24 protein-coding genes are annotated in these 22740 nt (G+C 65.9%); 14 read left to right on the top strand and 10 right to left on the bottom strand.

What is annotated here, in order from left to right:
• Positions 1 to 3: 3 nt before the first annotated feature.
• Positions 4 to 630 carry a phosphatase PAP2 family protein gene (locus tag HKW67_RS21745; protein ID WP_171227397.1) on the bottom strand — a complete coding sequence of 209 codons (627 nt, stop codon included), beginning with the start codon at positions 628 to 630 and terminating at the stop codon, positions 4 to 6.
• A gap of 62 nt (positions 631 to 692) precedes the next feature.
• On the opposite strand from HKW67_RS21745, the gene HKW67_RS21740 reads away from it, so the two are divergent.
• From HKW67_RS21740 to HKW67_RS21685, 12 genes are all read left to right on the top strand, one after another.
• Entirely contained in the window at positions 693 to 1067 is a 375-nt protein-coding gene (locus HKW67_RS21740; protein ID WP_171227396.1) for a Fur family transcriptional regulator, read from the top strand.
• Positions 1052 to 1648, top strand: a complete 597-nt coding sequence (locus HKW67_RS21735) for an SCO family protein (RefSeq protein ID WP_171227395.1) — start codon at positions 1052 to 1054, stop codon at positions 1646 to 1648. Before HKW67_RS21740 ends, HKW67_RS21735 begins: the two co-directional genes overlap by 16 nt.
• The gene (locus HKW67_RS21730; RefSeq protein ID WP_171227394.1) at positions 1645 to 2109 is read left to right on the top strand and encodes a copper chaperone PCu(A)C; all 465 of its coding nucleotides are present in this window, start codon (positions 1645 to 1647) and stop codon (positions 2107 to 2109) included. Before HKW67_RS21735 ends, HKW67_RS21730 begins: the two co-directional genes overlap by 4 nt.
• Entirely contained in the window at positions 2106 to 2468 is a 363-nt protein-coding gene (locus HKW67_RS21725; RefSeq protein WP_171227393.1) for a hypothetical protein, read from the top strand. The genes HKW67_RS21730 and HKW67_RS21725 overlap by 4 nt, the downstream gene beginning before the upstream one ends.
• Complete coding sequence (bioF, locus tag HKW67_RS21720) at positions 2465 to 3694, top strand: 8-amino-7-oxononanoate synthase (protein ID WP_171227392.1); 1230 nt, start codon at positions 2465 to 2467, stop codon at positions 3692 to 3694. The genes HKW67_RS21725 and bioF overlap by 4 nt, the downstream gene beginning before the upstream one ends.
• The gene (locus HKW67_RS21715) at positions 3691 to 5109 is read left to right on the top strand and encodes an adenosylmethionine--8-amino-7-oxononanoate transaminase (RefSeq protein ID WP_171227391.1); all 1419 of its coding nucleotides are present in this window, start codon (positions 3691 to 3693) and stop codon (positions 5107 to 5109) included. Before bioF ends, HKW67_RS21715 begins: the two co-directional genes overlap by 4 nt.
• The gene (gene bioD, locus HKW67_RS21710) at positions 5102 to 5836 is read left to right on the top strand and encodes a dethiobiotin synthase (RefSeq protein ID WP_171227390.1); all 735 of its coding nucleotides are present in this window, start codon (positions 5102 to 5104) and stop codon (positions 5834 to 5836) included. The genes HKW67_RS21715 and bioD overlap by 8 nt, the downstream gene beginning before the upstream one ends.
• A complete protein-coding gene (bioB, locus tag HKW67_RS21705) occupies positions 5833 to 6909 on the top strand; it encodes a biotin synthase BioB (RefSeq protein ID WP_230981084.1) in 1077 nt (358 codons plus the stop codon). The genes bioD and bioB overlap by 4 nt, the downstream gene beginning before the upstream one ends.
• A 4-nt stretch (positions 6910 to 6913) precedes the next feature.
• Positions 6914 to 7549 (top strand): pyridoxamine 5'-phosphate oxidase, encoded by a 636-nt coding sequence (pdxH, locus tag HKW67_RS21700; protein ID WP_171227389.1) that lies wholly within the window; start codon positions 6914 to 6916, stop codon positions 7547 to 7549.
• Between the two features lie 15 nt (positions 7550 to 7564).
• Complete coding sequence (locus tag HKW67_RS21695) at positions 7565 to 8452, top strand: phosphodiester glycosidase family protein (protein WP_171227388.1); 888 nt, start codon at positions 7565 to 7567, stop codon at positions 8450 to 8452.
• Positions 8453 to 8586: 134 nt separating this feature from the next.
• Positions 8587 to 9531 (top strand): hypothetical protein, encoded by a 945-nt coding sequence (locus HKW67_RS21690; protein WP_171227387.1) that lies wholly within the window; start codon positions 8587 to 8589, stop codon positions 9529 to 9531.
• A gap of 59 nt (positions 9532 to 9590) precedes the next feature.
• The gene (locus tag HKW67_RS21685; RefSeq protein ID WP_171227386.1) at positions 9591 to 10328 is read left to right on the top strand and encodes an SDR family NAD(P)-dependent oxidoreductase; all 738 of its coding nucleotides are present in this window, start codon (positions 9591 to 9593) and stop codon (positions 10326 to 10328) included.
• Between the two features lie 23 nt (positions 10329 to 10351).
• Here HKW67_RS21685 and HKW67_RS21680 read toward each other — a convergent pair whose 3' ends face one another.
• The 7 genes from HKW67_RS21680 to fadI all read right to left on the bottom strand — a co-directional run bounded on the left by HKW67_RS21680 (position 10352) and on the right by fadI (position 18166).
• Positions 10352 to 11380: an anti-sigma factor domain-containing protein gene (locus tag HKW67_RS21680; protein ID WP_206044534.1), complete on the bottom strand. Its 1029-nt coding sequence runs from the start codon at positions 11378 to 11380 to the stop codon at positions 10352 to 10354.
• A gap of 5 nt (positions 11381 to 11385) precedes the next feature.
• On the bottom strand, positions 11386 to 11982 hold the full coding sequence (locus HKW67_RS21675; protein ID WP_171227384.1) for a sigma-70 family RNA polymerase sigma factor: 597 nt from the start codon (positions 11980 to 11982) through the stop codon (positions 11386 to 11388).
• A gap of 222 nt (positions 11983 to 12204) precedes the next feature.
• Positions 12205 to 13152 (bottom strand): ribosome small subunit-dependent GTPase A, encoded by a 948-nt coding sequence (rsgA, locus tag HKW67_RS21670; protein ID WP_171227383.1) that lies wholly within the window; start codon positions 13150 to 13152, stop codon positions 12205 to 12207.
• The gene (locus tag HKW67_RS21665; RefSeq protein ID WP_171227382.1) at positions 13149 to 13430 is read right to left on the bottom strand and encodes a hypothetical protein; all 282 of its coding nucleotides are present in this window, start codon (positions 13428 to 13430) and stop codon (positions 13149 to 13151) included. Before HKW67_RS21665 ends, rsgA begins: the two co-directional genes overlap by 4 nt.
• A gap of 68 nt (positions 13431 to 13498) precedes the next feature.
• Positions 13499 to 14428 carry a proline dehydrogenase family protein gene (locus HKW67_RS21660; RefSeq protein ID WP_171227381.1) on the bottom strand — a complete coding sequence of 310 codons (930 nt, stop codon included), beginning with the start codon at positions 14426 to 14428 and terminating at the stop codon, positions 13499 to 13501.
• A gap of 262 nt (positions 14429 to 14690) precedes the next feature.
• Complete coding sequence (gene fadJ / locus HKW67_RS21655; RefSeq protein ID WP_230981083.1) at positions 14691 to 16874, bottom strand: fatty acid oxidation complex subunit alpha FadJ; 2184 nt, start codon at positions 16872 to 16874, stop codon at positions 14691 to 14693.
• The gene (gene fadI / locus HKW67_RS21650) at positions 16871 to 18166 is read right to left on the bottom strand and encodes an acetyl-CoA C-acyltransferase FadI (protein WP_171227379.1); all 1296 of its coding nucleotides are present in this window, start codon (positions 18164 to 18166) and stop codon (positions 16871 to 16873) included. The genes fadJ and fadI overlap by 4 nt, the downstream gene beginning before the upstream one ends.
• A gap of 103 nt (positions 18167 to 18269) precedes the next feature.
• Between fadI and HKW67_RS21645 the strand changes: the two genes are divergently transcribed.
• The gene (locus HKW67_RS21645; protein WP_171227378.1) at positions 18270 to 19937 is read left to right on the top strand and encodes a glycerol-3-phosphate dehydrogenase/oxidase; all 1668 of its coding nucleotides are present in this window, start codon (positions 18270 to 18272) and stop codon (positions 19935 to 19937) included.
• 30 nt (positions 19938 to 19967) lie between these two features.
• Positions 19968 to 20708 (top strand): SDR family NAD(P)-dependent oxidoreductase, encoded by a 741-nt coding sequence (locus HKW67_RS21640; protein WP_171227377.1) that lies wholly within the window; start codon positions 19968 to 19970, stop codon positions 20706 to 20708.
• Between the two features lie 482 nt (positions 20709 to 21190).
• Here HKW67_RS21640 and HKW67_RS21635 read toward each other — a convergent pair whose 3' ends face one another.
• Both HKW67_RS21635 and HKW67_RS21630 read right to left on the bottom strand, forming a co-directional pair.
• Positions 21191 to 22171 carry a zinc-dependent alcohol dehydrogenase family protein gene (locus HKW67_RS21635; RefSeq protein WP_171227376.1) on the bottom strand — a complete coding sequence of 327 codons (981 nt, stop codon included), beginning with the start codon at positions 22169 to 22171 and terminating at the stop codon, positions 21191 to 21193.
• A gap of 40 nt (positions 22172 to 22211) precedes the next feature.
• The gene (locus tag HKW67_RS21630) at positions 22212 to 22697 is read right to left on the bottom strand and encodes a GreA/GreB family elongation factor (RefSeq protein WP_171227375.1); all 486 of its coding nucleotides are present in this window, start codon (positions 22695 to 22697) and stop codon (positions 22212 to 22214) included.
• Between the last annotated feature and the right edge of the window lie 43 nt (positions 22698 to 22740).

The raw sequence follows: 22740 nt of genomic DNA, 5'->3' as shown, positions 1-22740 counted from the left end.
CTATCAAGTGGAAGGGATGGATGCCTGAGGGAGCGCGCGATTCGCCCTGTCCCACACCCAGCCGCCAACCCCGATCCCCAGGATCGCGGCGACCACGGTGTCGCTCAGAAAATGCCCCATCGCCAGCACTCGGGTCACGGCACATCCCGTAGCCAGCGTGTACCACAGCCAACGGGCCCGCGGAAAGAGATGAGCGAGTACGGCCGCCCCGGTGAACGCGACCAGCACGTGACTGCTCGGCATACCCATGCCGCGATTGGACAGCGGCCCGTCGGCGAACGGGCGAAACAGGTACTCGAACACGTCAGGATTCGGACGGAGCCGACGGATCGAAAGCTTCAGGACTTCGGCCATGCCACCACCGAGGGCTGGGCCGAGAACCAGTGCCCACGCGTAGGCAGCACGACGCGGGTGGTCACGTTGCTGCAACCAGAATCCCAGCGCGATGACGCCCCATGTCGGCAGGTATCCCATCGACCGCAGCAAGCGTCCCCAGTCCTTGTCATTGACCGTGAGCAATCGAGCGGAACGCCACGCCGTGGCATCGAGCGCGTGGGCCACGACGATGGCGACAACAGTGAGGATCAGGAGCCGAATCCATCGGGATCGCTCGGACGTGGCGGAGGTCATGAGCGCGAAATCAACGCCGCGCCAGCCCTGCACGCCACTCGGTCCCCAGGCATATTTGACGGATGGAACGCAACACGAAACAGCGCGATGCGATCCGGCAGGTTTTCGAGGTGACACCCCGACCGCTGGGGCCCACCGAGGTGCTCGAAGCCGGTCGGGAGCAGATGGCGACCCTCGGTATCGCTACCGTGTACCGCACGATCAATGCGCTGGTGGAAACTGGCTGGCTGGTACCGGTGGAACTCCCTGGCGAGGCGCCCCGCTACGAGCGCGCCGGCATCGAGCATCATCACCACTTCCGCTGCCGCAGTTGCGCGCGCGTCTTCGAGATTCATGGCTGCCCTGGCGATCTGCGCGAGCTTACGCCGGCGGGATTCCGGCTGGAATCGCACGACGTCACGTTGTACGGACAGTGTGCGCGATGCGCCGTTTCGTAGCGCGCCGTTCTTTCGTGCGCCCCATCGCATTGCTGCTTGGTTGCGTGTTGCTGGCGTCGTGCGAGCTGGGCGGCAGCTTCAAGGGCATGGCCGTCGATCCGCCCCGCGAGATGCCGACGTTCGTCTTCACGCGCGCCGACGGCTCCCGCTTCAGCACGTCGCCGGAACCCGGCCGGCCGATGGTGCTGTTCTTCGGGTATACGCATTGTCCCGATGTCTGCCCCACGACGCTCGCCGACTGGAAACGCGTGCGCGCCTCGCTGGGCGACAAGGCAAAGGCAGTGCGCTTCGTGTTTGTCACGGTCGATCCTGAGCGCGACACGCCGGCGCTCGCTGAACGGTATGCGCGGATGTATGACGCGGCGTTCGAAGGTGTCTCCGGCGATGCGATCACCACCTCTCGCATGATGGACGCGTTCGGTGTCGCCGCTGCCCGCGAGGCCGGCACCGACGCGACCGGTTATCTGGTCAGTCATTCGTCACAGGTCTTTCTCGTGGATTCGCACGGCAAGCTGGTGGCGCTGTACCCTTTCGGAACGGGGTGGGACGCTTTGGCGGCCGACCTCGAGCGGTTGCAATGATGTCGTCAGCAGTTCCCGCGCGGCGCTCCATTCTCGTTGCCGTCACCATCGTTGCGGCCTCCCTGCTGGGCGCCTGCACGACCCGCTCCGTGCCGCCCGTGCCGCGGGTGGCGATCCGGCACAGCTGGGCGCGAATTGCCGATTCCGGCGCGACGAGCGGCGCGTACATGGAGATCGACAACAACGACACCGTGCCGATCACGCTCGTCGGCGCGTCATCGCCGGACGCCGGGGCTGCCGAGGTGCATGAAACGATGCAGCAGGACGGTATGGCGCACATGATGCCGCGCACCGAACTGCGTATTCCGGCCGGCGATGTCGTAACGCTGGCCCCCGGCGGACTGCACGTGATGCTGGTCGACGTACGCCGTACGCTCGCGGTGGGCGACAGCCTGCGGATCACCCTGCGCTTCAGCGACAGCACCAGCGTGGTGGTGCCCGTGCCGGTGAGGGCGCCATGACCGGCGCCGTCACCCCGCCGCGTCTCGCGGTGCTGCTGGCCGTCGTTGCGCTGAGCGTGGCGCTGGCCTGGTTCAGCTGGCCGCGGCCGGATACGCTGATCCGGGTGACGCGCGGCGGCGTGGCGATGGTCACCGATGCCTATGGCCGGACGGCACCGCTGGGCGACACGGTCTACGTGCGCGGTGGTGGCGCGCGCCGTACGATTCGGGTAGTCAACGAGGACACGGTCAAGCATCAGCTGGCGATGTTCAACATCCCGGCCGGCGAGCAGACCGAATACACCGTGCCACCCGGTACGTTTGGTGGCGCCTGCACGGCGCATCCCACCAATAAGCACCTCACGTTCGTTATCCGGTGAGCAGCCTCATGGTCGACCCCACGGCGTTTCCCGACGCCGCCGAAACGCGCGGGATGGATGCCGCGCTCGACGAGGAACTCCAGGCACTGCAGCGCGCCGGCTTGCGTCGCACGCTGCGTCAGGTGCACCAGCGACGTGCCGGCACGGTGCTGCTCAATGGCGAGCGCGTCGCCGACTTTGCATCGAATGACTATCTCGGACTGGCGGCCGATCCGCGCCTCGCGCGCGCGGCGACCGCCGTGTTGCAAGCCGAGGGCATGGGCGCAGGCGCCGCGCGGCTGATCTCGGGCAATCATCCGATTCACGAGGTGCTCGAGCGTTCGCTCGCCCGCTTCAAGGGCTCCGAGCACGCGCTGCTGTTTCCATCAGGGTACATGGCGAATATCGGCGCCATCCCGGCGCTCGTCGGCGCGGGCGATGTGATTTATTCCGACGCGCTGAGTCACGCCTCGCTGATCGACGGCTGCCGACTGTCGAAGGCGACCATCCGCGTGTTTCCGCACGCCGACATCGACACACTGGCCGCCATGCTGGCAGCCGATCGTCACACGTTCCGTCGCGCGCTGATCGTGGTGGAAGGGATCTTCTCGATGGACGGCGATCTCTTCCCGCTCGACCAGCTCGTGCCGTTGGCCCGTCGATACGATGCGTGGACCTACGTGGACGATGCCCATGGCACCGGCGTGCTTGGCGCGACGGGTGCGGGGTCCGTCGAACACTTTGGCATGACCGGACAGATCGACGTCGTGGTGGGCACGCTGGGTAAGGCGCTGGGCACGTCGGGCGCCTACGTGGCCGGGTCGCAAGTCCTGGTGGATTACCTCACGAGCCGCGCCCGTTCGTTCATCTTCACCACGGGCGCTCCCGCGGCGATCGCCGCCGCGACGCTCGAGTCGCTGCGCATCGTACAGGTGGAGTCGTGGCGTCGGGACGCCGTGCGCGCGCGGGCCACACGCCTGCGCGATCGCCTGCGCGCTGCCGGCCGGGAAGCGCCGGGCATGCCGGACGGCCACATCGTGCCAATTATGATCGGCGACCCGATGCTCACGATGCGTTTCGTGGCCGACCTGAGGCGTCGGGGATTCCTGGTGGGTGGCGTACGTCCGCCGACGGTGCCGGCCGGTACCTCACGGCTGCGAATCTCCGTATCGGCCGTGCACCCGATGGAACTCGTGGACAACCTCGCCGCCAACCTGATCGACGCCATGCGCGGGATGCCCGTATGAGTTCGCAGTATGACGAAGACGATTTCGATCTCGACGAGAATTCCGTCGACGATCTCGAAGGCTTCAGCGACGGTATCGATCGTGATGACGACGATGCGTCCGTGCATCCGGTCGCCGACCTCGTGTTGTTGCACGACGCCGCGCACGTGTGGCACCCGTACACGCAGCATCATCAGGCGCCGCTGCCGGTGCCGATCGTGCGCGCGAAGGGGGCCTGGTTGTACGACGCCAACGAGCGGCCGATTCTGGACGCGATTTCGTCGTGGTGGGTGACCACGCACGGGCATTGTCACGACCACATCATCAGCGCGGTCACCGAGCAGGCGAAGCGACTCGATCAGGTCATCTTCGCGGGATTCACGCACGAACCGGCCGCGGCCCTCGCGGCGGAACTCGTGCAGCGGTTGCCGCGCGGATTATCGAAGATCTTCTTCTCAGACGACGGCTCCACGGCAGTGGAAGTCGCCATCAAGATGTCGTTGCAATCGTTCGCCAATCGCGGCGCGCCCCGCCGACTGATCGCCGCGCTGGACAACGCGTATCACGGCGACACGTTCGGAGCGATGGCGGCGAGTGGGCGCGGGGTATTCACGCAGATGTACGAGCCGCTGCTGTTCGAAGTGGCGCGACTTCCCGACCCGTCGGTGGGCGATACGATCGCCGCGCTCGATGCACTGATCGCCGAACGCGGCACGGAGTTGGCGGCAGTGATCGTGGAGCCGCTCGTGCTTGGCGCGAGTGGCATGCGGGTGTGGGATGAGCAGGTGCTGCAGGACATTCGCGAGCGCACGGCGGCCGCCGGTGTGCATCTGATCGCCGACGAAGTGCTTACCGGCTTCGGGCGCACCGGCCCGCTGTTCGCCTGCGAGCGCGCCGACGTGCGTCCCGATCTGCTGTGCATGTCGAAGGGGCTCACCGGTGGTGTGCTGCCGCTGGGTGCGACCGCTGCGACGGAGGACATCTTCGACGCGTTTCGCAGTGCCGACCGGGCCAAGACGTTCTTCCACGGCCACTCGTACACGGCGAACCCGATTGCCTGCACAGCCGCCCTGGCGTCGCTCGAACTGTTCGACGAGGAGAGCGAAGATGACCGGGTGCGTGTCGAAGTCGCACACGCGCGTCATCTCGAGGCGCTGCGCGGCGTGAAGGGCGTGCGCGCGGTGCGTCAGATCGGCACCATTGCCGCCGTGGAGCTGGAGGCGCCCAGCGGCTATCTCAGCGACATCGGCCGGGAGCTCGCGGCCTATGCGCTGCAGGAAGGCGTCCTGCTGCGTCCACTCGGTAACGTGGCCTATTGCCTGCCGCCGTATTGCATCACGGACGCCGAGCTCGACCTCGTGTACGGGGTGATGCACCGCTTTCTTGGCGGCGCGCGCGCCGATGCGCTCAGTTCAGGCGGACCGGTCGATGACTAGGCTCGCGTCGAGTCCAATGCGCTTCGGCGTGACCGGTACCGACACCGGCATCGGCAAGACCGTCGTGTCGTGCGCTCTCGCCGCGCGCGCGCGCGTGCTCGGTTTGCGCGTGGCGGCAATGAAGCCGATCGAAAGCGGCGTCGTGGAACGCCCGGTGTCCGACGGCGGGCTCGCGTCGGACGCCGAGCGTCTGCGTGCCGCGTGCGGGTCGATGCTGCCGCTATCGGTGGTGCGGCCGTACGTCCTCGAAGAACCGCTCGCGCCCATGATTGCCGCGGCGCGCGCCAACGTCGAGATCGACTTCGGTGTGCTCGACCGGGCGCTGGCGCAGGTCGAGCGGGAGGTCGAGCTGGTCCTGGTGGAGGGCGCCGGGGGGTTGCTGGTGCCGATCGACCTCCGCGTGTCGTATCTCGATCTGTTCGCACGCTGGCAGACGCCGCTGCTGATCGTGGCGGGGAATAGATTAGGCGTGTTGAACCATGTTCTCCTCACGGTGCGCGCGGCAGAAGCGGCGGGCGTTCCGATTCGCGCCATTGTGCTGACGGCGTTGTCCGACCGTGATGCCTCCGTGGCGGAAGCCACGAATTTCGATGCACTCGTGGCGCTGCTCCCGCATTACACGATTCTGCGTTTTCCGTGGGTTGATCGACCCGATGATCTCGATGCACTCGCGGCGGCTGCCGAAGGCGGTGGTCTCGACGTGCTGCTTGCCCCTCTTTCTCCATGATCACCATGTCGTCCGGATTCTCTGACTGGCAACTCCTCGCCGACCGTGCGTTGGCCGGTGAGGTCATCACGCGTGAGCAGGCCCATGCCGTGCTGTCGGCTCCTGATGATCAGCTGCTCGACCAGCTGGCCGCGGCATATCGCGTGCGACGCGCCACGTGGGGCAATCGCGTACGGTTGCACTTCCTGCTGAACGCGCAGAGCGGCCTCTGCCCGGAAGACTGCGGCTATTGCTCGCAGTCGAAGATCTCGACCGCCGAAATCGAGAAGTATCCGATGATGGCGCAGGAGAAGATTATGGAAGCGGCCGATCGTGCCGCGCAGCTCAAGGCCGGCACGCTGTGCATGGTGATCTCCGGCCGCGCGCCCGGCGAGACCGTCTTCAACAAGGTGCTCGACGCCGTGCGCGCCGTGCGCGCGAAGCACGATCTCAAGGTGTGCGCCTGCCTCGGTCTGCTCAACGAGGAACAGGTGCTCCGCCTGAAGGAAGCCGGGGTCGAGACGGTGAATCACAATCTCAACACGTCGGCGAACTTCACGCCGGAAGTGGTCGGCACGCACACCTTCGAAGACCGCGTCAACACCGTGGAAGCGGTGAAGGCCGCCGGTATGAAGACGTGCAGTGGCGGCATTCTCGGCATGGGCGAGAGCGACGACGATGTCATCGATCTCGCGCTGTCGTTGCGCGAACTCGACGTGAAGAGTGTCCCCGTGAACTTCCTGATCCCGGTGCCCGGCACGTCGTTCGCCGGCATTCGCGAACTCGATCCGCGTCGCTGCCTGCGTATCCTGTCGTTGTACCGCTTCCTGCTGCCCACGCAGGAGATTCGCGTGTCGGGCGGACGCGAAGTACACCTCCGCAGCATGCAGGTGATGGGCCTCTATCCCGCCAACTCGATCTTCGTGGGTGACTATCTCACCACGCAGGGCCAGACGGCGCGCGACGACCTGCGCATGATCGAAGACGCCGGCTTCGTGCTGGAGACACCCGATGGTGAGCCGCTGGTGGGCGATCCGTTTGCCGGTGTGCCGGACTCGTATCCGCGGGCGGCGCTGCCGATGGTGGAAGTCTGATCTCATGAGCATCGCCGACATCCGCACCGACTACCGTCGCCAGTCGCTCTCCGAGCAGGACGTGGCCGCCGATCCCATCGCGCAGTTCACGCGGTGGTTCGAGGAGGCCGTCAACGCGGCCGTGCTCGAGCCGAACGCGATGTGTCTCGCGACGGCGACGCCGGATGCGTATCCGTCGGCGCGCATGGTTCTGCTGAAGGGGTTCGACGCGCGGGGCTTCGTGTTCTACACCGACTATCGCAGTCGGAAAGGACAGGAGCTGGCCGACAACCCGCATGCGTCTCTCTGTTTTTTCTGGGCCGAGCTCGAACGGCAAGTGCGCATCAACGGCGCGGTGCAGCGGGTGAGCCGCGCCGAGTCGGACGCGTACTTCCAATCGCGTCCGTTGCCCAGCCGCGTGGGCGCGTGGACGTCTCACCAGAGCATGGTGCTCACCGATCGGTCGGTGCTCGAGCAGCAACTCGCGGCCAACGAAACGCGATTCGCGAGCGGTCAGGTGCCCTTACCCGAGCACTGGGGCGGACTCCGGATCATTCCCGAAGAGCTCGAGTTCTGGCAGGGTCGCGAGAGTCGTCTGCACGACCGTATTCAGTTTCGTCGTGAGGCGGGGGCGTGGGTGAAACGGCGACTGTCGCCGTAGCGACGCGAGCCACACATGCATCTCCCGCTGTGCGCGGTGCTGTTCGCGGCCGTGACACTCCCAAGCGCCACAGGGGCGCGTGCGGCGATGGCTCAGGGTACGCCGGCGACGGCAGTGTCGGCCATGACGTGCGCTGCGGGTGCCGTGGCCGACGTTCCCGCGCTACGGTGGCAGGGTGATGCATCGCTCAAGTCGGCCACGTGGAAGGTCGCGCTTGGCCCACGACGCGTGTCAGCGCGAATCGTGGTGGTCGACGTCGACCCGGCGCGCGTCGCGCTCAGCCTCGATCTCGCACGCAACGGCGGTGTGCTCATGCCGTGGACGCTGAACGCCGCGCCGGACACGGTGCTGCTGGCGATGAACGCCGGCCAGTTTACCGATGAGGGGCCGTGGGGATGGGTGGTACACCGAGGACGGGAGTGGCAACAACCGGGCGTCGGTCCGCTGTCCGGTGCATTCGTGGTGGACAGCGCGGGCGGCGTGCGGATCGTGGCTGCGCGCGCCATCGACAGTGTGCAGGCGGCGGGCCGCGTTCGTGAGGCATTACAGTCGTTCCCGCTGCTGCTCGAACAGGGACGCCCTTCACGCGTCTTGTGCGACCCCACCGCGACCCTTGATCGCGAACATCGCGATATCCGCCTGGCGCTCGGAGTTCGGGCCGATGGCCATCTGTTGATCGCGCTTTCGCGTTATGATGGCGCGGGCCGCTTCGCCGAGCGCCTACCGATCGGCCCAACGACGATGGAAATGTCGGCGATCATGCGTCGCCTTGGCGCCGTCGACGCGCTCATGCTGGACGGCGGACTCTCTGCCCAGCTCCTCCTTCGTCACGGTACGATCACGCAGCGGTGGGATGGGTTGCGGAGCGTTCCGCTCGCGCTGGTGGGACACCGCATTCCATAACGCGGGTTCACGCGCGCCGGACTGCACCAGACACGACGTGGCAGACCCAGCCACGAGAAGAACTTGCGCCAACCGCGCGCACCGATTGATTAACTGGGTAAGGCCAATTTCTCATTGAACATCAGGAGCCTGTCATGCATGCCTCTCCGGTCGGACATCGTGCCGTGTCGTGGCGTTTCACGTGGTCGCGCTTCGCGCTCGTGCCTGCGATTGCCGTGTTGCTCGCGACACCGACGTCGACTGCGCAGGCGCAGTTCGGCAAGTTGAAGAAGATCGGCGCCGACGCGATCAAGGACAAAGCGAAGGAGAAGATCGGCGGCAAGGAGGCAGCGACGAGCAAAGACGGTGTCTCCGCGGAGGCAGGCAAGTCCACGTCGGCGGATTCGAAGCCGGTGAACATGACCATCAACGCGTCGCAGCTTGATCTGATGCTGGCGGCACTGGCGCCGATGGCCGCCGACGCGGAGAAGGCCACGCAGGCGAATCGGATGAAGTCGGAGCACATCGCAAAACGCAAAGTCGCCGAGAAGTGCATGCAGGACGGCCAGGTGGCCATGAGCGCTGGCCGCATGCCGACCCCGACCGCTGCCGGCAAGGCACGGGCGAAGCAGCTGAGCAAGGATGCCGAACGGCTGCAACAAGTGGCCAGCGCGGCGCTGACCGATGGAAATAGGCGCGCGTGGGCCTTTGCTCAGGACAGTGCCAGCTCGATGCAGATGCAGAGCACCATGCTCGAACTGGGTTTCAAGTGCGACTTCGCGATCACGCCGCCCGCGGTGATGGAACGGGAATACGGAACGTACGGCATGTCAGGCGACCTGCCTGTCGGACAGTCGTCGGTTCCCGCCGACGCGCGCGCCACCTTCACCAAGTATCAATTCGCGTTGCTGCGCGAACGCATCGCACTGTTCGCGATGCTCAGCGCCGACCCGTCCATCAAGGCCGGCAAGCAAGGCGTATTCACCGACGAGGAGCGCGCCGCGCTGACCGCACGCATGCCCGAGATCGTCAAACTGCTACCCTACTTCAGGAATGGCACGATGGGGTGGAAGGGTACGGACGATCTCTCCTCGTGGTGACATCCCGCCGCCGGCGATGGCCGCGGGAACTGTTAGGCTGAATTACGGGTTCCGCGTGCATGTCACAGACATCGCACGCGGTTCTCATTTTCGGGGCAACCGGCGGCATTGGCGCCGCCCTCGCCCGTCGTCTTGCCCATTCCGGCACACCCCTGTTTCTCACGTCGCGTCGTGAGGAGCCCCTCGCCGCGCTCGCGGCAGAACTGGGTGCGGCCTACGCCACCAGCGACGCGACCGACTGGAGCGACATCGATCGGGTGACCGACCTCGCGCGTGAACGCTTCGGCACCATCGGCGGCATGGCGAACTGCGTGGGTTCGCTGATCCTCAAGCCGGCGCATCTCACCAAGTTCGAAGAGTTTCAGCAGACGATCGCGCAGAATCTCACGAGTGCGTTCGGCGTCGTGCGCGCCGCGGCCCGCGTGATGCCCGAGGGGGGTGCCGTCGTGCTCTGCAGCACCGCGGCGTCCCGCATCGGGCTCTCGAATCACGAGGCCATTGCGGCGGCGAAAGGCGGCGTGAACGGATTGGTACTCTCCGCCGCCGCCACCTACGCGTCGCGCGGCCTCAGGGTCAACGCCGTCGCCCCCGGGCTGGTGGAAACACCCCTTACCGCGCGCATTACCGCCTCGGCACCGGCCGTCCAGGCTTCACAAGCGATGCACGCGCTCGGTCGTATTGGCCAGCCCGACGATGTGGCCAGCCTGATGGCGTGGCTCCTCGGCCCCGACGCGACCTGGGTGACGGGTCAGCTGTACGGCGTTGACGGTGGACTCGGTACGGTGCGCTCGAAGTAACAGGGCGCAGGGGCGCCACGCGCTTACTGCGTGGCGCCCTTGGTGGGCACGGATCCCACAAGGAATGGCGTCATGGTGGGCGCCTCCGCACCCGCCGACGATTCCTCGGTGACCGCGAGCAGCGTGATACCGCTGGTCGTGGTCGGCAGCTCGACCGACGCGACGATGGCCCGTCCGTCGTCCCCAGGCGTAAAGAGCTTGAGCGGCACCGGCTTACCGTCGCGAATCATCCACAGCATGTAGGCGCGATTGCTTGCCACGGGCGCAAGACCATAGGCGTTCACCACGGCCTTTCCTTCACGCACGTTCCAGAACACCTGCATGCCGGGACCGGCCGGCTGCGCGGGATTGAGATTCACCAGCACTACGTTGCCGCGACCTTCCAGCAACGTTTGCAGTGTCTTTTCGCGTTCGGCCAGCTTCGCTTCAGTACGGGCGATCCGTGCATCGTCCTGTGTCGCGCGATCCTCGAGCGCCGCCGCCTGATTCCGGAAATCGACGGCGATCACGATCGACGCGGCGAGTGCCGTGCCCAGTGCTCCCGCCGTCCACCACGCGGTGCGTGCTGTACGTCGCGCAGAGAGTTCGATGATCGCCGTTGGCGTGGGTGGCGTCACGGCACGCGTGGCCCGGCTCTCGGGCGTCTGCCGAACGGCGTCGGCCCGCTTGGGCGCCACGTCAGCCGCCTCGGCACGTCGCGCCATCGCCAACTCACGGACGTTGTCCGTAACCGGCTCACGCGGCGTCTCGATAGGGGCAACCACCGGAGCGATCACGAGTTCGACCTCGACGGGTGCGACCACCGTCGCCCGCTTCTCGGCGGCGATGCGCTCCATCAGGCGACCCTTGAGTCCCGGCGGTGGCGCGACCGGCTGCGCGGTTGCCATCAATTCAGCAGCCGCGCGATGCGTGACGAGCTCGCGCTCGAGTGCATCCCGGAACTCCGGGGTCTGCAGCCCACGATCAAACACCGCACGTTCATCGGCATCCAGCATGCCGAGCGCGTACAACGGCGCGAGGTCGCGCAACTGCTCGAGGGTGAGTGGCGTCATGGGGTTCATGATACGCTCTCCGGCGCCAGGCCGACCAACGTATCGCGCAGCTTCTGCATCCCGAGTCGAATTCGCGTTTTTACCGTGCCCAGTGGTTCGCGGAGTCGGTCCGCCACCTCGTGGTGCGTCAGTCCTTCGAAAAAGGCCAGTTCGATCGCCTGTCGTTGCGGCAGGGGCAGTTGGTCGAGTGCCGACTTCACGGCCACCGCGCGCTCGGTTTCCTGCACCTGAACGTCGGGCGCCGCGAAGCCGCTGCCCATCGCCGCCGGCTCGTCGAGCGTGGCCGTGGCCGTGTCGGTCATTTTGGACCGACGTCCGCGCGCCCGAATCAGATCGAGCGCCCGCGTCCGCGTGATCGTGGTGAGCCATCCGGCCACGGAACCGCGCGACGTGTCGTAGCGGGCGGCATCGCGCCACGCCTGGGCAAACGCGTCGAGCACCACTTCTTCCGCATCGGCCGGTTCGCCAACGACGCGTAACGCCAGACCGTACATGACGGCCCCGTGGCGATCGTACAGCATCGACGCCGCGCGTTCATCCCCCGCCGCCATTTCGGCGATCAGTTGGACGTCCAGCGGCTCGGCAGCGTCAGCGAGAGGCACGTAAGAAAGAGAGGAACTGGTGTAAAACGAGCGCCCGTGTTGTTCCGCACGGTGGTGACCGCGGGCAACAAACCCACGAGCAACGTATTCGGTATCCAGGTTGCTGGATAGACCGGGTGTGTAGGTCGGAAAGGCGAGCGTTCTCGGGACGGCGTATGTCATGTCACGAGTACTACGCGCCTCACCTGCCGCCGGATTGCTGCGCCTGATCGAATCTGGCGGCTAACTCTGTTCGGCCAGCTCTTCCCGCAGTTTGACGTAACTCTCGTAGCGTCCCTTGCCCACCGTTCCGCTGCGAATGGCGGCCTTGATGGCGCACTCCGGCTCGACGGTGTGGGTGCAGTCGGCGAACCGGCAGTCATGGATCAGGGGACGGAACTCCGGGAAGCACTGGGCGATCTCTCGGGCGTCGATGCCCCAGAGGCCCACCTCGCGCAGTCCCGGCGTATCCGCCACGAATCCGCCGCCTGGCAGCGGATGTAACACCGCCCCGACGGTGGTGTGTCGCCCCTTGTTCACGCTATCACTGATCTCCGCCGTTCGCAGATCGAGCCCCGGGAACAGCCGGTTCATCAAGGACGACTTGCCGACGCCCGACGGACCGGTCAGCGCCGAGTCCTTTCCTGCGACCTCGTCGTGCAGTTCCTCGAGCCCTTCGCCCGTGACGACGCTGACGAGGTGCAGCGGATATCCCGCCTTGACGAACTCGTCGAACCGCTCGCGGATCGTACTCGCATCGACCAGGTCGACCTTGTTGATGATGATCCGCGCGGCCAGCCCGTTCGCTTCGGCGATCACCAGAAAGCGATCGAGCATGCGCGGGTGCGGCTCGGGGCGCGCGGCGGCGAACACCACGAGCACCTGATCGAGATTCGCCACGATGATGCGTTCGCCGCGTGCGCCGGCGGGGGCGCGCCGCGCGAGCTTGCTGCGCCGCGGATGGATGCGGTCGATGGCCCACGAATCACTGTCGGCGACGCGGCCGATCGTGACGCGATCCCCGACGGCGAGCTTGAGGGAACCGTGTGCTTCGTGCTTGAGCCGTCCGCGCAGGGACACGTCGAACAAGGCCGCGTCGTCGGTGCGCACTTGCCAGATGCCGCCGGTGCCCTGCATGACCACGCCGTCGAACGTGCCGTCGAAGGTGCCGTCGAAGGTTGCGTCGGTCACGGTGTCTGCCCTCGGATCAGTCCATCGAGCGTCGCCTTCACCGTGCCGAGCGCCATGCCGCCCAGCTGATGGCGGACGACCGCCTCGCTCGCGCCGGTGAGCAGAAAGCCGGTCTCGAGATGTCCCTGCACTTCCGGTTCACCGAACCCCCATTTGACGAACATCAGGTACGCACCCCAAGGCGCCGAGCGGTCGCCGGTGGTATCGGTAAGGATGTCCGCGGAGTACGCGTGCCCATCCACGCCTTCGAAGGCAGCAGGACGCTTGTGGACGGCCATGTAGCCGCCCAGCGTGCGCTCATCTCCCGCGTCATGATCGGCGGGAAGGTGGTGTCCGTGATGTTCGGTCAGCGGGAGAATGACTCTTTCACGATGTTGCCCGCCATGAACGCGATGTTGGCCGGACGCTCGGCCAGACGCCGCATGAGATACGGGTACCACTGGCTGCCGAACGGCACGTACACGCGCATGCGGTAGCCTTCCTTCACGATCTGCTCCTGCAAGTCGCGTCGTACACCGTAGAGCATCTGGAACTCGAAGCGATCGGAGGCGATGCCGCGTTCCTTGGCGAAGCGCTTGGCTTCGTTGATGATCAGTTCGTCGTGCGTTGCGATCCCGGGATAGTTGCCGTGCTCCATCAGCCGATGCATCGCTTCGACATAATTGCGATCGACGTCGGCCTTGTCGGGAAACGCGACGGTGGCCGGCTCGAGGTAGGCGCCCTTGCAGATACGCACGCGGCACTTGAGTCGGTTAGCGCGTTCCACGTCGTCGAGCGTGCGACGCAACGAACTTTGCAGCACCACGCCGACATTCGCGGGATAGTCAGGGTAGAGCTTGTGCTCGAAGGTGTCGAGCGTGCGATCGGTGTAGGCACTCGACTCCATATCGAGCCGTGCGAAGCTGTTGTACTGCTTCGCGCGATCGAGGACCTGGCGAACGACTTCCAGGCCCAGTTCGTCGGAGATGTCCTGGCCCAGCGCGGTGAGCTTCACCGACACGTTCGCCTGCAGCTTCTTCTGCTCGATGCGATCGAGGATCTCGAGATACTGTCGACCGGTGTCGCGAGCTTCCGCTTCACTGGAGACGGATTCACCAAGCAGATCGAGCGAGGCCGTGATGCCTTTGGCATTGAGCTGTTCGACGGCCGCGAGGGCCGTCGCGATCGTTTCGCCCGCGACGAACCGCGACGCCATCTTGCGCGCGAAGCCGACGTTCTTGACGAAATCAAAAATGCGCTGTTGGCGCGAGAGGTACAGCAGGGACGAACGAAGCATTGCGGCGCGGAGACGCGGAGTTCAGCGGAGGGGGGGAATCGCGCGTCACCGGTACAACTAACGGGACGGCGCGGAATGGCGAGTGGAATATACCCGGCGACCCACCGCTCCAAGTGGTTGAACCCAGAACCCATTACCCAAAACCCACGGCTTCAAGCCAATAGCCCACAGCAGCCCGTAGCGACCCACAGCTCTGGGCTGTTGGCTTGGGGTTTGGGGTGGTGGGTGGTGGGTGGTGAGTAAGACGCGCGGTCCAGACCGGTCAGGGATGGAATCGCGCTCCGGAGGCCGCCATGGCTCGCAGCAGCGCGGCGGGCTCGTACCGTCCCGGGTAGCGGGCGTTGAGCGCGTCGAGCTGAGCCACGACCGTCGCCGCACCGAGCGCGTCGAGGAATCGGAACGGACCGCCACGGAAGGGCGGGAAGCCAATGCCGAACACCGCGCCGATATCGCCATCGCGCGGTGAACGGATAATGCCGTCCTCCAGGCACCGCACCGCCTCATTCAGCATCGGCAGTACCGTGCGGCGCTGCATCTCTTCGACCGCCACCGTAATGCGTGATCCGGACGCCGGCGTCAGGGCATAGACACCCTGGTCCACGCCCTGTCGTTTGCCCTGCTCGTCGTAGCGATAGAAGCCGCGCTTCGCCTTCCGCCCGAGTCGGCCGCTCTCGATCACGCGCTGCAGCGTGGCCGACGGGCGCATGCGCTCGCCGAACGCCGCCGCCATGATGGGTCCGGACTTGCCGGCGATATCAAGGCCGACTTCATCGAGCAGAGTGATCGGGCCCACCGGAAAGCCGAAGGCGACCAAGGCCTCGTCGACGGCATCGATGGACGCGCCTTCGTCGAGCAGCTTGCCGCTTTCGTTGATGTACGGCGCAAGAATGCGGTTCACGTAGAACCCCGGTCCATCGCGCACCACGATCACCGTCTTGCCGATCTGCTTGCCGTAGGCGACCACCGTGGCGGTGGTCTGCGCGCTCGTCTCGGGCGTCACGATGACTTCGAGCAGCGGCATCTTGTGGACCGGCGAGAAGAAGTGCATGCCCACCACCTGATCCGGACGCCCCGCCGCCGTCGCGATGTCGCGAATCGGGATCGTACTCGTGTTCGACGCAAAGATGGCTCTCGGCGCGACGGCCTCTACCTCGCGGAGGACCTCGTGCTTCACCGCGAGATCCTCGAACACGGCTTCGATCACCAGATCGACATTCGCAAAGCCGCTGTAGTCGATGGTGCTGCCCACCAGCGCCAGCGTGTCATCCATCTGCAGCCGTGTGAGCTGACGACGCTTCACGCGTTCCCGCAGCACATCGCGCACCGCGCACGATCCGGCCGCCACGCGCTCGAGCGAGGCATCCTTCATACGAACGATCGTGCCTGCCTGCACGGCCACCGTGGCGATGCCGGCGCCCATGAAGCCCGCACCAAGCACCCCGATCTTTCGCACGCGCACGGGATCCGCGTGCTCGCCCTCAGGCAGCCCGTTGTCCTTCTTGAGCGCGGTCGTGGCAAAGAAGATCGACACCAACTCCCGGCTCACCTCGCTCACCGCCAGGTCGCCGAAGCTGCGCGCTTCCTCGAGCAATCCCGCCTCCTGCCCGTGGAGATAGCCAGCCTGGATCGCCTCGATCGCCGCTAGCGGCGCGGGATACTGTCCGCGCGTCTTCTTGAGCACCGTTTCCCGTGCCTGCCGGAACACGATTTTCCGACCGATCGCGTTGTCTTCCAGCAGCACTGCGCTCGCGCCATGCGCCCGCGCACGCACCGGCGTGGATTCACCGCGCGCCAACGCATGCACGCGCTTCGCGACGACCTCGAGCAGAATGGACGGATGCACCAATTCGTGCACGATTCCCATCTGCCACGCCTTCTTCGCACGGATGTTCTTGCCGGTCAGAATCATGTCGAGTGCCGCTTGCAGCCCGACCGTGCGCGGCAAGCGCTGCGTTCCACCGGCCCCGGGAAGCAATCCGAGCTGCACTTCGGGCAGCGCCAGTATCGTTTTCGGATGATCGGTCGCGATGCGATAACGACAGGCCAACGCGATCTCGAGACCACCGCCCAACGCCGCGCCGTGAATCGCCGCAATGAACGGCTTGCTCATCGCCGCGAGTCGATTCAACAACTGCTGTCCACCGCGCGACAGCGCCTCGCCTTCCATCGGTGTGGTCACACGCCGCAGTTCGTCGATGTCAGCGCCGGCAATCCAGGTATCGGCTTTGCCACTCACCAACATCGCGCCGACAATCGACGCATCCTGCTCGATACGCGCGAAGATCTGCTCGAATACCGGCCCGACGCGCGTGTTCAGCGTGTTGACCGGCGAATTCGGCTGATCGTAGCGCACCGTCGCCACGCCGTCGTGTACCGAGAGCGAGATGCCGGTGGTGGCGTCTTCCATCAGCACCGTGCCCGTGAGCGTGCTCGTAACCGTGCTCATGCGCGCTCCACGATCATGGCGTGACCCATCCCGCCCGCGGCGCATACGGTGAGCATCCCGAACTGCTGGCCACGACGCGCCAGTTCGTTGCACAGCGTAGTGAGTACGCGCGCTCCCGTAGCCCCGAACGGATGGCCGATCGAGAGCGAGCCGCCCATCACGTTCAGCTTGTCGAAGTCGACCTCACCGACCGGTGTACTGAGTCCGGCGCGTGCCGCCCATGTCGTCGACGCCAGTCCCTGAATGTTGCTCAGCACCTGCGCGGCGAACGCCTCGTGCATCTCGATCAGGTCGATGTCGCCCAGCGTAAGTCCGGCGCGCGCCAACGCGATCGGCGCCGCCAGCACGGGTGCCTGCAACAACTGCCCGGCAGGGTCCACCGCCGCGTACGCGTACGACCTGATGTAGGCCAGTGGCGTGTACCCCAATTCCTTCGCCCGCTCCTCCGACATGAGCAATACCGCGGCGCCACCGTCGGTGAGCGGTGACGCATTGCCTGCCGTCACCGTACCGTACAGGCGATCGAACACCGGCTTGAGCGCCGCCAATTGTTCATAGGTGGAATCGCGTCGCACCCCGTTGTCGGTGGCGATCATACTGTCGAACTTCGGCGGCGCCGGAACCGGCACGATCTCGGCCGTCAAGCGACCGTCATCGGTGCCGAGCGCCGCGCTCATGTGTGAACGCAACGCGAAACGGTCCTGCGATTCACGCGTGATGCCGTTCAGCTTCGCCATCTTGTCGGCCGACTGTCCCATCGACTCGCCCGTACTCGGCTCGGCGATGGCCGGCGTGATCGGGATGAAATCTTTAGGACGCAATTGCGCCAGGATACCGAGGCGTTGCGGCAATGATTTCGCTTTTGATGCAGCAACCAGCACATCGCTCATCCCACGCGAGTGCAGGATCGGCACCTGCGTGAGCGACTCGGCACCGCCGGCGATGGCGACGTGGGCGTGTCCCAACGTGATCTGATCGGCGGCATCGGTGATCGCCTGATTCGCCGACGCGCAGGCGCGCGACACGGTGTAGGCCTGCAGCGTTTTCGGAAAGTGCGGCAGCAGCGAGACTTCGCGGGCGATATTCGGCGCGGTGACCGCCTGCACCACCGTGCCGAACACGAGCAGGTCGACCAGCGCGCCGTCGAGAGCGGTGCGTTGCACGAGTTCGGCGACGGCCAGCTTGCCGAGGTCGATTGCCGTGTAGTCCTTGAGGAGTGTTCCCGAGCGCGCGAACGGCGTGCGAACGCCGGCGACAATGGCCACACGACGGCCAGTTCCAGAGGTGGGCATACGCCGAAGGTAACGGTCGATCCCCTAGCGCGGCGAGGGTTCTCGCGGCATCTCTCGAGGAATGCATGAACCGACGGGAACTCCCCATTCCGTAAGCCCGGCCATGAGCTCAGCCGCACTGGCAACGCGACAGGCGGCGCTGGCGGCTCTGGCCGCTGAACCTTTCGACATGCTGATCGTAGGCGGGGGCATCACAGGAGCGGGGGTGGCGCGCGAGGCAGCGCTGGCGGGCTTTCGCACGGCGCTCCTGGAGCGCGACGACTTCGCGAGTGGCACATCCAGCCGGTCGTCCCGCCTTGTGCACGGCGGTGTTCGCTATCTCGAGCATGGGCACATCGGGCTCGTGTTCGAGTCGAGCCGCGAGCGTCGGCTGCTGCTGGGACTCGCCCCGCATCTCGTGCGCCCGCTCGCCTTCACGTGGCCGGTGTATCGGGGCGCCCGTGTGCCACTGTGGAAGGTGCGCGCCGGGCTCACGCTGTACGACGCGCTGTCGCTGTTTCGCAACGCACGACACCACGCCCTGAACCGCGGTACCGTGCTGGCGGCCGAACCGGCGCTGGCGCCCGATGGCATGGTGGGTGGCGCGCGCTACTGGGATGCCGCGACCGACGATTCCCGACTGACCCTGGCCAGTGCCCTGGCGGCCCGTGAGGTCGGGGCGGCGGTCGCCAACCATGTGGCCGTGGTGTCCGGGCTTCATGCCGACGACAGCGCGCGAAGGCTCACGGGCGTGGTGGTCGAGGATCGACTCACCGGCACGGCGTTTCCCGTTCAGGCGCGGGTGGTCGTGAATGCCACCGGCCCATGGAGCGATGCCACCGCCGCGCTCACTGGCTCGCCGCAGGGTTCGCAGGTCTTCGGGTCGGCCGGCGCGCACATCGCGGTGCCTCGCAACCGGGTGGGCAACAACGACGCGGTCACCATCGTGTCGCCGCTCGACGGCCGCGTGATGTTCGTGCTGCCCGCTGGCGTGCACACCATCATCGGCACGACCGAGCGTCCGGCGCACGCCGGGCCCGACGACATTCGCGCCACGCGCGCCGAGGTCACGTACCTGCTGCAATCGGTGAATCGCTGTTTCCCGTTCGCACAGCTCACGTTGGACGACGTGGTCTCGGCGTGGTGCGGCATCCGCCCGCTGGCCGCTGTGCGCGCCGGTGAACACAGCGCCAATGCCGCGTCGCGCGAACACGCCATCACCCATCGCGCGGACGGCCTCGTGAGCATCACCGGCGGCAAGCTCACCACCTATCGCGCCATGGCCGCCGATGTGTTGGCGCACGCGCGCAACGAACTGCCGAAATCGGGTGCCGCACCGGTGCTCGCGCACGCGCCGCAGCCGAGTGAGTCCACACCGTTGCCCGGTGGCGATATCGTGTCACGAGAGGCGACCATGGCCGACGCGCGCAACACGGTGCACGACGCGGCGGTGGGCGAGCGATTGGCGCTGGCGTACGGCAGTCGCTGGCGGAATGTGTGGAGCTATGTGCAGCGCGATGCCTCGCTCGGGCATCGACTCTCCGACGACCTGCCCTACCTGTTGGCCGAAGTCGCGCACGCGGTCGAGCGCGAAATGGCGAGTACGTTGTCCGACGTGCTGGTGCGGCGCACACATGTCGCCTTCGAAACTCGCGACAACGGCCGGGCGGCGGCCCGGCGCATCGCGCCGCTGATGGCCACGTTGCTGCAGTGGTCGGAACAGGATACGGCGCAGCATCTCGAGGCGTACGATCGCGACGTCGCGCGGTTGTTCACGATCGACGACGTGTGAACGGTGCCTTCACCCTTTCCCGTGCAACCGATGTCTGAATTCACCGATCGCGTCGTATTCATCACCGGCGGAGCCTCTGGTATCGGGGCATCCTCGGCGCGTGCCTTCGCCGCGCAGGGCGCGCATGTCGTGGTGGGCGACGTGCAGCTCGAACGCGCCGAGCAGGTCGCACGCGAGGTCGGTGGACTTGCGGTACCCTGCGACGTACGCGACGACGCGATGATCGCGGCCGCCATCGCGCGTACCGTCGCGAAGTTCGGTGCGCTCGACATTGCCATCAACGCCGCTGGTGTCGGCGGCGCCGAGGTGCGCACGGCCGAGTATCCCACCGACGTCTGGGACGCCGTGATCGATATCAATCTCACCGGCGTCTGGCGGTGCATGCGACATCAGATTCCCGTGATGCTCGCCGCCGGCCGCGGGACGATCGTGAACGTGTCGTCGGTGGCCGGGCTTGGCGGATTTCCTCGGCACTCCGCCTACGCCGCCAGCAAGCACGGTGTCGTGGGGCTCACGCGCACCGCCGCCTTGGAATACGGGCGCAAAGGTATCCGGATCAACGCACTCTGCCCCGGCTTCACGCTCACGCCGATGGTGCAAGGCATGCTCGATGCCGGGCTCCCCGAAAGTGAGCTTACGGCGCGCGTGCCACTCGGCCGGCTCGGCACCGCCGAAGAGATGGCGGACACCGTGCTCTACCTGTGCAGCTCAGCCAGCTCGTTCATGGTCGGACACGCGTTGGCGGTCGACGGCGGATTGTCGGCGGGGTAGCTCAGGTGCGAGAGACAGTACCGCGGTACGGCCGTTGGTCGGCGATTCGAACAAACCGCTTTACCGCGGATCTCCGCGAACAACACACGGATTCTATTCGCCGCGACGCCGCCAGCCGATGTCGTTGCTGTTCATCAGCGACGATTCGTGTCAATTCGCGGTAAGGTAGTTTGTTTTCGATTAAAACAAACCGCTTTACCGCGGATCTCCGTGAACAATACACGGATTCTATTCGCCGCGACGCCGCCAGCCGATGTGATTGCTGTTCATCAGTGACGATTCGTGTCACTTCGCGGTCAGGCAGTTTGTTTTCTATTTAAACAAGCCGCGTCACCGCGAATCTCCGCGAACAACACACGGATTCTATGCCCCGCGACGCCGCCAGCCGATGTAGTTGCCGTTCATCAGCGACGATTCGTGTCAATTCGCGGTAAGGCCGTTGGTTTGCGGTGCCAACGAAACCAGTGCCGATCGCCAGGCGCCTACGGGACCAGCAGAATTTTGCCGCGCCGACCGCCGCTCGCAGCAGCCGCCACAGCGTCCTTGATGCGCGACAGCGGAAACGTTTCCTGAACACTCGCGGCCAAGGCGCCTGTGGCAACCAACGTCGCAATGTCAGTGAACAGCGTGCGTTGCTGCTCGACCGTGGCATTCCGGAACCAGAACGCCAGCCAGAACCCGCGCAGCGTGACGTCGCGAAACACGAAGGAGCCCGGCGCGATCTTGCACGCCTCGCCGCTGAGCGCACCGTAGTTCACCACGGTGCCACCGATGGCCAGACTGCGAGCGATGCGATCGGTGGCGCTGCCGCCCACGCAATCGAAGCCGAGGCGGATCTTCGCATTACCGGTGGCTTCCGCCACACGCGTCGCGAGATCGGGACCGTCTACCAACACCACGTCGCCACCCAAGGCTTGCAACGGGGCGATCGCATCCTGGCGCCGCACCACGTTCACCGTGCGAAAGCCACGACGTTTGGCGAGCTGAATGACATACTCGCCCACGCCGCTGTTCGCCGCGTTCTGAATGACCCAGTCGCCTGGCGCCAGCGCGATGAACTCAGAGAGCAGCAGCGAAGCGGTGGGCGGATTCACCGTCATCATCGCCAGCTGCAGCGGGTCGCCGACCGGCGGCAACGGAATGAGTCCCGCGGCTTGCGCGACGAGATGCGATGCCCACGTGCCGGCACCGACCGGCAACAAGACGCGTTGGCCCACGCTCACAGACGTGACCCCATCGCCGAGCGCCGCTACGCGGCCGATCCCTTCGTTGCCGCCGATGGCGGGCAGCGGCGGCAGCAGCCCGTATTGGCCCGTCAGCGTGAGCACGTCCGACGGATTGATCGGTGCCGCCAGCATCTCGATCAGGACTTCACCCGCCTTGGGCGTCGGCGTTTCACGGTCGACGCACTCGATGACGTCCTGCGGCACGGGGCCGCGAGCGGTGTATTCGGCACGCTGCATCACAGGGCTCCAGCGACGGGGGAAATCGGGTTCAGGCGAATCAGGCGAGTTCGTCAGCGCTGCGTTCGTGAATCGTCTTGAGCTCCACGATCACCAGCCGACGGATTTTCTTGGGCAGCTTGAAGATGGTCTGCTCGCCGACGGCCTTGCCCTGCAGCGCCAGCCCGATCGGCGACGCCATCGTGACATGTCCGTCCTGCAGCTCGCCCGCGTCGCCGAACACCAACTCGTACGACTCGCGTGCCTTCGTCTCTTCGTCTTCGACGATGACCTGGCTTCCGAGGCCCACGCGATCGGCCGAGATCTGCGCAATATCGATGTTCGCAAGCTTGGTCACGCGCTGCGTGAGCTGTCCAAGCCGCGCCTGCACGAACTGCTGACGCTCCAGTGCCGCCTTGTACTCGCTGTTCTCCTTCAGGTCGCCGAGTTCGACGGCCTTCCGGATTTCAAAGGGAAGCGTGACGTTGAGCTCGTAGGAGAGCTTTTCGACTTCACGCGCCATCTTGGCGATGAGTTCCTGAAACATGCGCGGGTCCACTGAAGCGGGACAGAAAAGGCGCGCGCCCGGC

It is taken from the genome of Gemmatimonas groenlandica, from assembly GCF_013004105.1.
Taxonomy (GTDB): domain Bacteria; phylum Gemmatimonadota; class Gemmatimonadetes; order Gemmatimonadales; family Gemmatimonadaceae; genus Gemmatimonas; species Gemmatimonas groenlandica.
This window is presented reverse-complemented; position numbering and strand designations above follow the sequence as displayed.

What these genes read in the sequence shown, in the direction of transcription:
- HKW67_RS21740 (WP_171227396.1), top strand. Translation starts at nt 693, where the DNA reads ATGGAACGCAACACGAAACAGCGCGATGCGATCCGGCAGGTTTTCGAG.
- bioB (WP_230981084.1), top strand. Translation starts at nt 5,833, where the DNA reads ATGATCACCATGTCGTCCGGATTCTCTGACTGGCAACTCCTCGCCGAC.
- HKW67_RS21735 (WP_171227395.1), top strand. Translation starts at nt 1,052, where the DNA reads ATGCGCCGTTTCGTAGCGCGCCGTTCTTTCGTGCGCCCCATCGCATTG.
- HKW67_RS21645 (WP_171227378.1), top strand. Translation starts at nt 18,270, where the DNA reads ATGAGCTCAGCCGCACTGGCAACGCGACAGGCGGCGCTGGCGGCTCTG.
- HKW67_RS21665 (WP_171227382.1), bottom strand. Translation starts at nt 13,430, where the DNA reads ATGGCCGTCCACAAGCGTCCTGCTGCCTTCGAAGGCGTGGATGGGCAC.
- HKW67_RS21660 (WP_171227381.1), bottom strand. Translation starts at nt 14,428, where the DNA reads ATGCTTCGTTCGTCCCTGCTGTACCTCTCGCGCCAACAGCGCATTTTT.
- HKW67_RS21745 (WP_171227397.1), bottom strand. Translation starts at nt 630, where the DNA reads ATGACCTCCGCCACGTCCGAGCGATCCCGATGGATTCGGCTCCTGATC.
- HKW67_RS21725 (WP_171227393.1), top strand. Translation starts at nt 2,106, where the DNA reads ATGACCGGCGCCGTCACCCCGCCGCGTCTCGCGGTGCTGCTGGCCGTC.
- pdxH (WP_171227389.1), top strand. Translation starts at nt 6,914, where the DNA reads ATGAGCATCGCCGACATCCGCACCGACTACCGTCGCCAGTCGCTCTCC.
- fadJ (WP_230981083.1), bottom strand. Translation starts at nt 16,874, where the DNA reads ATGAGCACGGTTACGAGCACGCTCACGGGCACGGTGCTGATGGAAGAC.
- HKW67_RS21630 (WP_171227375.1), bottom strand. Translation starts at nt 22,697, where the DNA reads ATGTTTCAGGAACTCATCGCCAAGATGGCGCGTGAAGTCGAAAAGCTC.
- fadI (WP_171227379.1), bottom strand. Translation starts at nt 18,166, where the DNA reads ATGCCCACCTCTGGAACTGGCCGTCGTGTGGCCATTGTCGCCGGCGTT.
- HKW67_RS21730 (WP_171227394.1), top strand. Translation starts at nt 1,645, where the DNA reads ATGATGTCGTCAGCAGTTCCCGCGCGGCGCTCCATTCTCGTTGCCGTC.
- bioD (WP_171227390.1), top strand. Translation starts at nt 5,102, where the DNA reads ATGACTAGGCTCGCGTCGAGTCCAATGCGCTTCGGCGTGACCGGTACC.
- HKW67_RS21690 (WP_171227387.1), top strand. Translation starts at nt 8,587, where the DNA reads ATGCATGCCTCTCCGGTCGGACATCGTGCCGTGTCGTGGCGTTTCACG.
- HKW67_RS21685 (WP_171227386.1), top strand. Translation starts at nt 9,591, where the DNA reads ATGTCACAGACATCGCACGCGGTTCTCATTTTCGGGGCAACCGGCGGC.
- HKW67_RS21695 (WP_171227388.1), top strand. Translation starts at nt 7,565, where the DNA reads ATGCATCTCCCGCTGTGCGCGGTGCTGTTCGCGGCCGTGACACTCCCA.
- HKW67_RS21640 (WP_171227377.1), top strand. Translation starts at nt 19,968, where the DNA reads ATGTCTGAATTCACCGATCGCGTCGTATTCATCACCGGCGGAGCCTCT.
- HKW67_RS21715 (WP_171227391.1), top strand. Translation starts at nt 3,691, where the DNA reads ATGAGTTCGCAGTATGACGAAGACGATTTCGATCTCGACGAGAATTCC.
- HKW67_RS21635 (WP_171227376.1), bottom strand. Translation starts at nt 22,171, where the DNA reads ATGCAGCGTGCCGAATACACCGCTCGCGGCCCCGTGCCGCAGGACGTC.
- HKW67_RS21680 (WP_206044534.1), bottom strand. Translation starts at nt 11,380, where the DNA reads ATGACGCCACTCACCCTCGAGCAGTTGCGCGACCTCGCGCCGTTGTAC.